Below are 12,013 nucleotides of genomic sequence, written 5' to 3' on the forward strand. Positions count from 1 at the left end.
TCACAACGTTCCGTGGAAGGTGCGGCTGATGACGTCGAGTTGCTGTTCGCGGGTCAGGCGGACGAAGTTGACGGCGTAGCCGGAGACCCGGATCGTCAGCTCGGGGTACTTCTCCGGGTGCGCCATCGCGTCCTCCAGCACGTCCCGGTTCAGCACGTTGACGTTCATGTGGAAGCCGCCAGAGGCCATGTAGGCGTCGAGGATGCCCACCAGATGTCCGGCGCGCTCCTGCGGGGCGTGTCCGAGCCCTTCCGGGGTGATGGTGGTGGTCAGGGAGATGCCGTCGCGGGCCTGCTCGTAGGGCAGCTTGGCGACGGAGAGGGCGGAGGCGGCGACGCCGTGCCGGTCGCGGCCGTTCATCGGGTTGGCGCCGGGTGCGAAGGGCTGTCCGGCCCGGCGTCCGTCGGGGGTGTTGCCGGTGTGCTTGCCGTAGACGACGTTGGAGGTGATGGTCAGCACCGACTGGGTGTGTTCGGCGTCCCGGTAGGTGGGGTGCCGGCGGACCTTGGCCATGAAGGACTCCACCAGTCCCACGGCGATGCTGTCGGCGCGGTCGTCGTTGTTGCCGTACGCCGGGAAGTCGCCCTCGGTCCGGAAGTCGACGGCGAGCCCGGAGGCGTCCCGGAAGACCTTCACCCGGGCGTACTTGACGGCGGAGAGGCTGTCGGCGGCGACCGAGAGGCCGGCGATGCCGCAGGCCATGTAGCGGTGCACGGGGTGGTCGTGCAGGGCCATCTCCAGCCGCTCGTAGGCGTACTTGTCGTGCATGAAGTGGATGACGTTGAGGGTGTCGACGTAGGTCTCGGCCAGCCAGTCCAGGACCCGGTCGTACGCCGCCGCCAGCTCGTCGTAGTCCAGGTGGTCGCCGGTCAGGGGCGGCATCGCCGGGGTGACCTGGTCGCCGGTCATCTCGTCCCGGCCGCCGTTGACGGCGTACAGCAGCGCCTTGGCCAGGTTGACCCGGGCGCCGAAGAACTGCATCTCCTTGCCGACGGCCATGGCGGAGACACAGCAGGCGATCGCGGTGTCGTCGCCGTTGCGGGGGCGGATCAGCTCGTCGGACTCGTACTGCACGGCGCTGGTGTCGATGGACACCTGGGCGCAGAACTCCTTGAAGCCGGCGGGCAGTCGGGGCGACCAGAGCACGGTCAGGTTGGGTTCCGGGGCGGGCCCGAGGTTGTAGAGGGTCTGGAGGAAGCGGAAGGAGGTGCGAGTGACCAGCGGGCGGCCGTCGGTGCCGAGGCCGCCGATGGACTCGGTCACCCAGGTCGGGTCGCCGGAGAACAGGGCGTCGTACTCGGGGGTGCGCAGGAACCGGACGATCCGCAGCTTGATCACGAAGTCGTCGATCAGTTCCTGGGCGCGGGACTCGTCGATGACGCCGTCGTCCAGATCGCGCTGGAGGTAGACGTCGAGGAACGTCGAGGTGCGGCCCAGCGACATCGCGGCGCCGTTCTGCTCCTTCACCGCGGCGAGATAGCCGAGGTAGAGCCACTGCACGGCCTCGTGCGCGGTGGCCGCGGGGCGTGAGACGTCACAGCCGTAGGTCGCCGCCATCCGGGTCAGCTCGCCCAACGCCCTTATCTGCTCGGCGAGTTCCTCGCGGTCGCGGATGACGTGCTCGGAGGACGGCCGGGCGTCGAGGAGGGCCCGCTCGGCCCGCTTGGCCTCGATCAGCCGGTCGGTGCCGTACAGCGCGACGCGCCGGTAGTCGCCGATGATCCGGCCGCGGCCGTAGGCGTCGGGCAGGCCCGTGATGATGCCGACCTTGCGCGCGGTGCGCATGGCCGGGGTGTAGGCGTCGAAGACCCCGTCGTTGTGGGTCTTGCGGTAGGTCCCGAACACCTTGGTCACGAACGGGTCGGCCTCGTAGCCGTACGCCTTCAGTCCGCTCTCCACCATGCGCAGACCGCCGTTCGGCATGATCGCGCGCTTGAGCGGGGCGTCCGTCTGGAGGCCGACGATCAGTTCACGGTCGCGGTCGATCCAGCCGGGGGCGTGCGAGGTGATCGTGGACGGGGTCGCCGGGTCGACGTCGAGGATGCCGCGGGCGCGTTCCTCGGGGAACAGCGAGCTGACCTTCTCCCACACGGCCCGGGTCCGTTCCGAGGCGCCGGCCAGGAAGGAGGCGTCGCCCTCGTACGGGGTGTAGTTGGCCTGGATGAAGTCGCGTACGTCGATCAGCTCGCGCCAGCGGGTCCCGGCGAAGCCCCGCCAGGCCGCGGTGACACGGTCGCCGGCGGTCACGGTGGGCACGGTCGTGGTCATCGCCGTTCCTCTCTTCTTCGTCTCTGTGTCGTGTCTGCTCTGTGCCGTGGTGCGTCTCCTTCGATGCTCGTCGTTCCCGGCCGGCGCCGGGAGTGCCGGCCGGCGCCCTCGCCCGGGCCGTACGGCCCGGGTCACCGGGCTGGGTGGCCCTGGCCCGGCCGGGGGCGCGCGCGGACACTGGAGGCGGAAGACCGTCCACGCCGTCACGGAGGGCTGTCATGGAAACCGCCCACACACCTCTGTTGCGCTCACTGACCGAGGAGCACCGTGAACGGCTGCTCCGCATCGCCCGAAAGGTGTCGTTCCCGCAGGGCACGCGCCTGTTCGAGGAGGGGGAGCGCGCCGACCGCTTCTGGATCATCCGCACCGGCCGGATCGAGCTGGACATGCGGGTGCCGGGCCGGCGGGCCGCCGTCATCGAGAGCCTCGGGCACAACGAGCTGATCGGCTGGTCCTGGTTCTTCACCCCGCACGTCTGGCATCTGGGCGCCGAGGCGACCACACCGGTGCGGGCCTACGAGTTCGACGCGGTCGCCGTCCGCTCCCTGTGCGACGACGATCCCGCGCTGGGCGACGACGTCGCCCGGTGGGTCGGCGAGGTGCTCGCCCACCGGCTGCGCTCCGCCCGGACGCGTCTGCTCGATCTGTACGCCCCGTACGGGTCCGGCAGCCCGGTCTGACTCCGCGGGCCCGGCCCCGCACCTGTCCCCCCCGGCCCGGCCCCGCACCCGTACCTCCTACCTGAGGAGTGGCCATGCACGGCACCCCGCACATCGTCAGCGACGTCATGACGCACACGGTCGCCGCCGTCGGCCGTGGGGCGACGTTCAAGGAGATCGTCAAGCTGATGCAGGACTGGAAGATCAGCGCCCTGCCCGTCCTCGAGGGCGAGGGCCGGGTCGTCGGGGTCGTCTCCGAGGCGGACCTGCTGCCGAAGGAGGAGTTCCGCGACAGCGATCCCGACCGGTCCACGCAGCTCAGCCGGCTGGCCGACCTGGCGAAGGCCGGCGCGGTCACGGCGGAGGAGCTGATGACGTCGCCCGCGCTGACCGTGCGGGCCGACGCCACGCTCGCCCAGGCCGCCCGGACCATGGCGCGGGCGAAGGTCAAGCGGCTGCCCGTGGTCGACTCGGTGGGGCTGCTGGAAGGGGTCGTCAGCCGGGCCGACCTGCTCAAGGTCTTCCTGCGCACCGACGAGGACATGGCCGAGGAGGTCCGGCGCGAGGTCGTGGCCTATCTGTTCCCCGCGCCGGGATCGAACGTGCGCGTGGCGGTGCGCGAGGGCGTCGTGACGCTGACCGGACGGGTCCGGGACACCTCGCTGGTGCCGGTGGCGGCACGGCTGATCCGGGCGGTCGAAGGGGTCGTGGACGTCGACTTCGACCTCACCGGGCACGGGCTTCCGGCGGACGCGCCCGCGGACGCCTGACCGCGGCCCGCCGGGCGGCGCGTGTCAGGCGTCCGCCCGGCGGAACGCCGCCGCCACGTCCAGCGCGACCCGCGCCGCCCGCCGGGCCGCATCCGTCTGCTTGGCCTTCTTGTCCACGCCCATCTCCTCGTCGCCGAGGTCGCTGACGCACTTGAGCATCGCCCCGCCCACGAAGTCCTTGGCCTTGAACGCCTCCCAGATCGTGTGCAGCACGCCGTGCGCCTCGGTCTCCACTCCCCCGATGTCCAGGGACAGGCCGAGCAGCTCGGCGCGCAGGGCGGCGTCGCGCCAGGCGATGACCTTCTCGCCGCTCGCGAAGTCCTTGACCAGCAGTTCATGGCCGTCGAGCGACGCGTCCAGCCGGCCGCGGGCGTCGAGTCTGCCGACGAGCCGCAGCACCTGCTCGTCGGACCGGTACACCGGCGGGCGCAGCCCGGCGCCCTCGGGCCGCACCCGCTCGGGGCCGTAGTCGAACACCTGGCGTGCGAAGAGGACGTCGCCCAGTGACACGCCGTGCTCGGCGAAGCCGCCGCAGACCCCGACCAGGAGCACGAGGTCCGGCCGGAACGCGGAGAGCAGTGCGCGGGTCACGGCCGCGGCGGACTGGCCGCCCTGGTCGGTGGCCTGGGTGGTGACCACCCGGACGGGGGTGCGGCCAGCCGAGTCCAGCTCGAAGACGTCGTAGTAGCGGCCGTCGCGCTGCATCTCGGTGATCTCGATGCCGCGGTCCTGGAGCGTGTGGAGGAGCGCCTTGGTCTCCACGGGGACGGCGGTGAGGAGGGCGACGTGGTACTCCTCCCCGGCGTCGGGCGCGGCTGCTTCGGTGCCGGTGCTCGTACCGGTGCCGGTGCTGGTGGTGGGTGCCGTCACTTCGAACCTCGACCTGCGTTGTGCGCGGAACCCGGCGAGGACCGCCTCGGGATTGCTGGTGAACGACTCGACCTCGGCCTCCACGCGTCTGCGCTCGGCGAGGGACTCCCGTTCGGCGAGGAGGGCGGGCTCCACGAACGGGTTCTCCGGCGGGGTGGCGTCGATGAGCGCCGTGAGCCGGAGGAAGATCTGCTCCGCGACGGGCAGGGGCAGCAGCCGCAACTGGGTGAGCGGCGGGATGACCGTGGCCCGGAAGGTGTTCTTCTGCACCAGCATGTGGACGACGCTGGGCAGCAGCGCGTCGGTGTAGGGGGGATCGTCGGCCGCCGCCCGTACGACGGCGGTCGCCGCGACGCCGAGGACGCCGGCGTCGCTGTCGCGGGGCCGCTTGTCCGCCCGCGGGTGCTCGGGCGCGATGATGAACTTGATCAGGTCGGCGTCCGCCTGCCCGGCCCGCGCGAGTCCTTCGAGGGCCGTGGTGCGGTTCAGCGGGTCCGTGTCGTCGCGGATCACGCCGACCAGCCAGTCCTTGGTCGTCGGTGTGATCTCCCGGCGGCCCACGAGGTCGACGATGGCCCCGCGCAGGGCGCGTCCGTGCCGGTTGTTGCGGGCGGTGTACTTGAGGCGGTCGGCGACGACCGTGATCCACTCCTCGTCGCCGGTGTCGAGGTGGGTGAGGGAGCCCACGGCGGCGCGCCGGGTGCGGTACGTCTCCTCGGGGTCGCGGATCGTGGTCCGCAGGACGTCGGCCGCCGCGGTGTCGCCGAGGTGCCCGAGGGCGTTGGCGGCGGAGCCGCGCACCCAGTCGTCGGCGTCGCCGACGAGTGCGGCGGTGAGCGGGCCGAGGGCGCCGGGGTCGTTGATCCGGCCGAGGGCGTTGGCGGCCGAGCCCCGGACGTTGGCCTCGCCGTCGTCGGCCAGGGCGGTGGTGAGGGCGGCGACGGCCTCGGGGTCGCCGATCCGGCCGAGGGCGTTGGCCGCCGCGCCGCGCACGATGGCCTCGCCGTCGTCGGCCAGGGAGACGCTGAGGGCGGGCACGGCCTGCGCGTCGCCGATCCGGCCGAGCGCGTTGGCGGCCGCCCCGCGCACGATCGCCTCGTCGTCACCGGCCAGGGTGGTGCTGAGGGCGGGCACCGCCTCCAGGTCGCCGATCCGGCCGAGCGCGTTGGCCGCGGAGCCCCGGACGCCGGAGTCGCCGTCGGCGAGGGCGGTCGTGAGCGCCGGTACCGCCCGGGGATCGCCGATGCTGCCGAAGGCGTTGGCGGCCGACCCCCGGACGATGGGCTCCCGGTCGTGGGCGAGCGTGCCGGTGAGGGCGGGGATCGCCTGCGGGTCGCCGATCCGGCCGAGCGAGTTCGCGGCCGAACCCCGCACGCTCGCGTCGGTGTCGGTGAGCGCGGCGGTGAGCGCGGCCACGGCCTGCGGATCACCGATGCTGCCGAGGGCGTTGGCCGCCGAACCGCGGACGTTGGACTCGGTGTCCTGGGCGAGGGCGGTGGTGAGGGTGACGACGGCCTGCGGATCGCCGATGCTGCCGAGGGCGTACGCGGCCGACCCCCGCACGCTGGACTCGGCGTGGACGCCGAGGACGGCGGTGAGCGCGGGCACCGCCTCCGGATCGCCGATCCGGCCGAGCGCGTTGGCGGCCGAACCCTGGACCCCGGCGTCGGGGTCGTCGGCGAGCGCGGCCGTGAGGGCGGGCACGGCCTGTGGATCGCCGATGTGGCCCAGGGCGTTGGCGGCCGAACCCCGCACGCTGGCCTCGGAGTCGGAGCCGAGCACGGTCATGAGCCTGGGCACCGCCTGCGGATCGCCGATCCGGCCGAGCGCGCTGGCGGCCGAACCGCGCACGCTGGGCTCGGCGTCGTCGGCGAGCACGACGGTGAGCGCGGGCACCACCTGGGCGCCGCCGATCCGGCCGAGGGCACTGGCGGCCGAACCGCGCACGCTGGTCTCGTCCTCGGTCTCCAGGGTCCGCAGCAGGGCGGGGACGGCCCGGGGCGAGCCGATGCGTCCGAGGGCGGTGGCGGAGGCGCCGCGCACGGCGGTGTCGGAGTCGGCGTACATCGCCGTGAGCAGGACGTCGACGTCCTGCTCGCCGCCCTTGCTGCTCAGCCAGTTGGCGCTGCGGCGGCGGGCCGCCGGGTCCTTGGACTCCAGCAGCCATCCCCGGCGCTTCGCCGCCTCGGCCTCGTCGCGGTCGGGTCCCCGCGGTGCCGGTTCCTTCTTGTTCCGCTGGTGGGTGCGGCGCAGTCGCTGGAGCGCCTGGGCGTCCAGGGAGCCGCTCCACAGGGCGGCCAGGATGTGGTCCGCGAACTCCGGGTCCTTGGTGTTGAGCGCCCGGAGCAGTCCGCGCTGGAGTCCGTCGCGCAGCACGGTCGACGGCAGGGCGGCCAGGGCTCCGGCCAGCCGGTCGCGGGTCTGGCGGCCCTGGTTGAAGCACTGGCCGAGCTGCTGCCACAGCACGCCGCGCACTTCGTCGCCGAGGACACCGCGGTTGGCGAGGAGGACGTCCACGAGGAGTTCGGGCGGCAGCGGTTTGGCGTCCGGGGCGAGGAGGCCGAGCGCGGCACTGTCGGGGTCGGACTGGAGGCCGACCCAGTCGCCGAGGCACTGGTCCAGGTAGGCGGGGTCGAGCACGACGGGCGGCGGGCTGGTGCTCCGCCAGGCGAGGGCGAGTCCGAAGTCGACGAACGCCGGGTGGATCAGGCTGTACTGGTCGTCGGCCGTGTCGCCGACCGGCTCCACCATCTGGGTGTCCAGGAACGCCTTCACGGTGTGGACGATCTCGTCCCGGTCCTCGAAGACCCGGCCGAGCAGCGCCTCGACGTCCCGGGCGAGGAAGTCGGCGTTTCCCTTGCGGGTGGTGATCGCGGCGAGCGCGGCCGCGCACAGGGCGGCCTCCATGCCGAGCCCGCGTTTCGCCGCGTCCTGCTCGGCCCTGCCGAGTCTGCCCTCGCTGTCGGGCCGGGCCACGGTCTGCCGCAGCAGGTCGGCGCGGCTGCGCGGGATCGCGCGGTCCTCGACGGAGCGGGTGCCGAGCAGCCAGTCGGTCAGCAGCGACAGCATGAACGGGTTGGAGGCGACGCCCAGCATGTCGCCGGACCTGATCTCGGCGAGCGCGTCGGTCGCCGACTCGTCGCGCATCCCGAGGTAGGTCTCGATGTCCTGTTCGCCGAGCGGCTCGATGGACACGGTCTCGACATCGCGCAGGATGGTCCGGTCCAGGTCGTCGACCTTGCTGCGGGACGTCACCAGTACGGTGAAGTCATGGGATCCGGCGACCAGTTGCCAGATGAACCTGCCCTCGGCGGAGCCGCCGAACTCCCGCTCCAGCTCGTTCAGCGCGTCCACCAGGAAGACCACGCGGTTCTTCTTGACGTGCGCCTTCCACAGCTTCTCGTCCACACCCGCCGGACGTAACTGGCGGGCGAGTTCCTTGACCGTCAGCCCCTGCACGTCCAACTGGCGGATGGTGCGGTTGTCGACGACGACGCAGGGCGTCTCACGGTCGAGGAGCGCGATGGCGTACTGGAGGACGGCGGTGCTCTTGCCGCTGCCCGCGCCCCCGGTCACCAGCCAGGTCTTCGGCCTGGGTGCGTACTTGGCCCGGTGGGAGGGCAGCAGGTCGAGCAGCGCGTCGAACCGGAGCCGTTCCCCGGAGTCGTCCGCGGCGGCGCGGACCCGGAAGGTGGGAGGGAGGTAGTGCGCGACGGTCCTGCTCACCAGCCGGGCGCGCAACGCACTGTACGGCGAATCGGCCATCCGTCCCCCGTGACGCTCTACGCCTCTCCATCAATGTCAACGAACGTACCACGCGCGGGGGTTCGTGATGTCTGCTTCGTCACCTCCGGTGATCAAGGTCCGCTTGTCATCTGCGCCAGAAGAGATGGTGCGTGACGCCGCTCGGGCTGGGCACGGCCTCCAGGTGGTAGCGGTCCAGCAGTTCGTCGGGCGAGTCCCACAGGCGCAGCCCGGATCCGAGTTTCACCGGTGCGACGACCACGTGGAGGGTGTCGACCAGGCCGGCGTCGAGGAACTCCCGGATCGTGGTCACGCCGCCGCCGAGCCGGACGTCCTTGCCCTGCGCGGCCTCCCGCGCGCGGGCGAGAACGGCGGCGGGGTCGTCGTCCGCGAAATGGAACGTGGTGTCGGAGAGCGTGAACGACGGCCGTTCGTGGTGGGTCATGACGAACACCGGTGTGTGGAAGGGCGGTTCGTCACCCCACCAGCCGCGCCACTCGTGGTTCTCCCAGGGGCCGCGCTGGGGTCCGAACTTGTTGCGGCCCATGATCTCGGCGCCGATGCCGTGACGGAAGTCCCGGGCGAAGTAGTCGTCCAGGCCCCGGCTTCCGCCGGGCGCGGTCCGGATGGGCCAGCTCGCCGTGGCGCCGGCCCACGCGAAGAGCTTTCCCGGGTCGATACCGCTCCCGAAGGGCGCCTCCAGGCTCTGGTCCTCTCCGGCGGCGATCCCGTCGCTGGAGATCGTGAAGTTCTGCACGCGCAGTAGCTGGTCCATCGGTTCGCTTCCCTCGTCAGGTCCGCCCCGCCTCGCAGGGCGCCGGGTCCTACGTCAGGATGTCGAACAGGACGTGGCCGGATCGACAGCGACGCGAGGATTCGCCGCCGCTGGGTGCAGGAGACGTGCATGAGTGACCTCAAGTTCGAGCAGAAGCGCTCGCTGTCCCGCCGTGAGGCCGCCGACCTGCTCACGGCGCTCGCCGGCGCGCTGCGCGAGGGTGGCCGGGCCGAGCTGGACCTCGGCTCCGGGGTGCTGGGGCTGCGGGTCCCCGACCGTCTGCACGGTGAGATCGAGGTCGAGGTCGAGGACGGGAAGATCGAACTGGAGATCGAGTTCACCTGGCCGATCACACCGCACGAGACAGCGGCCGGCCCGGAGCCGGCCACCGCCCCCGCGCGCAAGAGCACGCCCGCCAAGCCGGGCAGGGGCAGGAGCACCAAGCGGGCGGCGGCGAAGGCCGCCTGATCACAGCCGCGGTGCGCGGGGAGCGGACGGTTTCGCCCCGAGCGCGCCGCTCCCCGCGCACGTTCACGGGGCCGTCGGGGGCGGGATCTCCAGGAGCCCCTTGTCGGCGGAGCCGGCCGGGGTGTCCGCGCCGACCGGGGTGGCGGTCATGGGGCGGGCGGCGGCGCAGCGCTGCTTCTCGGCCTCGGACATCGGTCCGGTGCGTTGCAGGAGGCGGTCGGGGACCGCGCGGGACGGGCCGTCGACCACGGCGTGCAGCCGGTAGTCGTCCTTGGCGCTGACGAACCAGCCCTCGACGCGCTCCCTGCTGGGCTGGATCTCCACCCAGCCGACCTCGCCGGGCTGGATCCGCTCCACGATCTCCCGCTGGTCGCTGCTGAACCACTGCCAGGGCCGCTGCCAGGTCCGCTCGTAGGCGGCGGCGAACTGGGCCGCCATCGGGCGTTCCTTGAGGCGTTTGACGTCCTCGGCCCGGTCACCGGAGGTGGGCAGCCGGGCGACCTCTTCGAGCGGGAGGTTCGCGGCGGCGTAGGTCTGCGCGATGCTGTCGTGGCCGCGTTCGGCGTAGCGCAGGACGCGGGTGTGCTCCAGGGGGTTGCGGGTGCAGTTGACGAACGCCTCGCCGATCACGCGCGCCCGCCCGTAGTAGCGGAAGGAGGTGCGCCGGTCGGGGCGGAAGGTGCAGGCGTTCTCGCCGTTGCAGGCGGCGGCCGCGTTGTGGAGGGTCTTCTCGCGTTCGTTGCCCTTGTACGCCTCGGCCGTGCCGAGCGCGGTCCGGTCGACGCTCTGGTTCACGGCCGGCGGCACCTCCACCGCACGGATCCGGGTGATCATCGGGGTGCAGGTGACATGGGTGCGCGCGGCGGTGACCTTCGAGGTGAAGGTGAGAAGGGGTTCGTTCTCGGCGGCGGTGAACTCGTATCCGCGACCCGTCCACCGGCCGGTGCCCGGGGTGCCCTTGACCCGGCCGGGGTCGGGGGCGGTCGTCACCGCCCGGACGGGTCCTCCGCTCGCTTCGACGGTGTACGGCTGCCCGTTCTCGACGTCGGCGGCGACGCATTCCTTGGAGACGGCGGGGCTGTCCTCGTAGGAGACGGTGACCCTGGCTCCGGCGCGCACCCCGCGCAGCCGCTGCTGGAGGGTGTTGCCGTCCTTCTGGAGGGCCACGCCGTGGGCGCTGTCGGTACGGCCCGAGGCGGCGGCGGAGTAGCGCTGGTTGGCGCCGGTCCAGTGGTCGAGGCCGACGGTGGTGGGGCCGTCGCCCCTGATCGCCGGGGAGGCGAAGTCGCCGTTGAGGACCTCCACGGGCTGTTCGCCGACGGCGGCACCGGCGGCGAGGGGCGGGAGCAGCAGGGCGGTGGCGGTGAGCGCGGTCAGGGTGGTGAGGGTGGTGGCCAGGGGTGGGCGGGGTCGGTGCCGCATGGGGGTTCTCCTCGGGAAGGGGGCTCAGGAGGCGGCCGGGCTCAGGACGACCTCGCGCTGCGGTGCCGCGTCGGGCGGTACGGCGGTGCGGGCGGGGATCTCCCGGGGAGTGCCGTGGCGCAGCCCGCCGGGGCCGCCGCCGGTGTTGTCGTCGTCGCGCGCGGTCGCGTCGGGGGGCCGCGTACCGCTGCACACCCCGGCGGGGGCGGCGTAGGTCTGGGCGACGAAGTGGCTGTCGTTGACCATGGAGGGGCTGTCCACCGCCACGTTGAGGACGCTGCCGCCGCCGTCGGTCACCAGTTGTCCGACGACCCGGCGCATGGCGACGGTCGCGCCGAACACGAGCATGTCGTGGGCCCTGACGGTGGTCTTGTAGGTCGTGCTCTCGGTGCTCTCGACGGTCCAGGTCTTGGCGTACGCGGCCTTGAAGGCGGCCTGGAAGGCGAGGCTCGCGCTGGTCTGCCCGGTCAGCCTGGCCCCGGCGCCGACGCTGGTCTTGGTGCCGGACTCGGAGGTGGGGCCCTTGCTGAGGTCGGGTGTCTTGTGGGAGCTGGTGATGTCGTTGGCGAGCGTGGTGGTGACCTCGCCCGAGGCGCCGATGGAGCCCTCGGCGGTCACGGAGCCGGAGATCTCGCCGCTGATGTTGTCGGTGGTGCCGGCGTGCAGGGTCACCGTGCGTTCGATGTTGATGGGGTCCTGGGTGCAGTTGACGACGGCGTTGCCCAACGACCGCACGGTGGTGGCGAATTCGATGCCGAGCGCGCGGTCGATCAGGAACCGGCAGCCCGACCGGTTCTTCTCGCAGTGCTCCAGGACGTCAGCGATCTTCGCGGGGCGGCCGTCGGCGGTGACGGCGCGGGGTTCGGGCAGGGGGCCGGGGCTGTTCGTGGTGGGGGCGGGGCCCGGCGTGGCGAGGGCGGGGAGGGGTGCGGCGAGGGACACGGCGAGGGCGAGGGCCGGGGCGGCGAGCAGGACGCGGCGCGCGGGCATGGGGATCCCTTCTGCGGGGTGGACGGAAAGCGGCGAGGGAGGTGGCC

At 72.6% G+C, this 12,013-nt stretch carries 8 protein-coding genes; 3 read left to right on the forward strand and 5 right to left on the reverse strand.

Annotated elements, in window-relative coordinates:
- Positions 1 to 2,268: a formate C-acetyltransferase gene (gene pflB / locus G6W55_RS00300; protein WP_175518684.1), complete on the reverse strand. Its 2,268-nt coding sequence runs from the start codon at positions 2,266 to 2,268 to the stop codon at positions 1 to 3.
- A gap of 218 nt (positions 2,269 to 2,486) precedes the next feature.
- Here pflB and G6W55_RS00305 point away from each other — a divergent pair, with 218 nt between their 5' ends.
- Both G6W55_RS00305 and G6W55_RS00310 read left to right on the forward strand, forming a co-directional pair.
- Positions 2,487 to 2,948, forward strand: coding sequence for a Crp/Fnr family transcriptional regulator (locus G6W55_RS00305; protein WP_175518685.1), 462 nt, complete (start codon positions 2,487 to 2,489; stop codon positions 2,946 to 2,948).
- A gap of 74 nt (positions 2,949 to 3,022) precedes the next feature.
- Positions 3,023 to 3,697, forward strand: a complete 675-nt coding sequence (locus G6W55_RS00310) for a CBS domain-containing protein (protein ID WP_175518686.1) — start codon at positions 3,023 to 3,025, stop codon at positions 3,695 to 3,697.
- A 24-nt stretch (positions 3,698 to 3,721) separates the two neighbouring features.
- Here the strand turns inward: G6W55_RS00310 and G6W55_RS00315 are convergent, their stop codons facing one another.
- Together G6W55_RS00315 and G6W55_RS00320 are read right to left on the reverse strand one after the other, a co-directional pair.
- A complete protein-coding gene (locus G6W55_RS00315; protein ID WP_175518687.1) occupies positions 3,722 to 8,332 on the reverse strand; it encodes a HEAT repeat domain-containing protein in 4,611 nt (1,536 codons plus the stop codon).
- A gap of 106 nt (positions 8,333 to 8,438) precedes the next feature.
- Positions 8,439 to 9,086, reverse strand: coding sequence for a dihydrofolate reductase family protein (locus G6W55_RS00320; protein WP_175518688.1), 648 nt, complete (start codon positions 9,084 to 9,086; stop codon positions 8,439 to 8,441).
- Positions 9,087 to 9,215: 129 nt separating this feature from the next.
- Here G6W55_RS00320 and G6W55_RS00325 point away from each other — a divergent pair, with 129 nt between their 5' ends.
- Positions 9,216 to 9,554 carry an amphi-Trp domain-containing protein gene (locus G6W55_RS00325; RefSeq protein WP_175518689.1) on the forward strand — a complete coding sequence of 113 codons (339 nt, stop codon included), beginning with the start codon at positions 9,216 to 9,218 and terminating at the stop codon, positions 9,552 to 9,554.
- Positions 9,555 to 9,617: 63 nt separating this feature from the next.
- On the opposite strand, the gene G6W55_RS00330 is transcribed toward G6W55_RS00325, so the two are convergent.
- Positions 9,618 to 10,976: a hypothetical protein gene (locus G6W55_RS00330; protein ID WP_254876040.1), complete on the reverse strand. Its 1,359-nt coding sequence runs from the start codon at positions 10,974 to 10,976 to the stop codon at positions 9,618 to 9,620.
- A gap of 24 nt (positions 10,977 to 11,000) precedes the next feature.
- Positions 11,001 to 11,966, reverse strand: a complete 966-nt coding sequence (locus G6W55_RS00335) for a hypothetical protein (RefSeq protein WP_175518690.1) — start codon at positions 11,964 to 11,966, stop codon at positions 11,001 to 11,003.
- Positions 11,967 to 12,013 lie beyond the last annotated feature (47 nt).

Origin of the sequence: Streptomyces sp. CAI-85 (genome assembly GCF_013363615.1) — a bacterium.
GTDB lineage: Bacteria > Actinomycetota > Actinomycetes > Streptomycetales > Streptomycetaceae > Streptomyces > Streptomyces antibioticus_B.

Excerpts from the sequence above, each read along its gene's own strand:
- G6W55_RS00320 (WP_175518688.1), bottom strand. The coding sequence starts at position 9,086 with ATGGACCAGCTACTGCGCGTGCAGAACTTCACGATCTCCAGCGACGGG.
- G6W55_RS00330 (WP_254876040.1), bottom strand. The coding sequence starts at position 10,976 with ATGCGGCACCGACCCCGCCCACCCCTGGCCACCACCCTCACCACCCTG.
- G6W55_RS00335 (WP_175518690.1), bottom strand. The coding sequence starts at position 11,966 with ATGCCCGCGCGCCGCGTCCTGCTCGCCGCCCCGGCCCTCGCCCTCGCC.
- G6W55_RS00315 (WP_175518687.1), bottom strand. The coding sequence starts at position 8,332 with ATGGCCGATTCGCCGTACAGTGCGTTGCGCGCCCGGCTGGTGAGCAGG.
- G6W55_RS00325 (WP_175518689.1), top strand. The coding sequence starts at position 9,216 with ATGAGTGACCTCAAGTTCGAGCAGAAGCGCTCGCTGTCCCGCCGTGAG.
- G6W55_RS00310 (WP_175518686.1), top strand. The coding sequence starts at position 3,023 with ATGCACGGCACCCCGCACATCGTCAGCGACGTCATGACGCACACGGTC.
- G6W55_RS00305 (WP_175518685.1), top strand. The coding sequence starts at position 2,487 with ATGGAAACCGCCCACACACCTCTGTTGCGCTCACTGACCGAGGAGCAC.
- pflB (WP_175518684.1), bottom strand. The coding sequence starts at position 2,268 with ATGACCACGACCGTGCCCACCGTGACCGCCGGCGACCGTGTCACCGCG.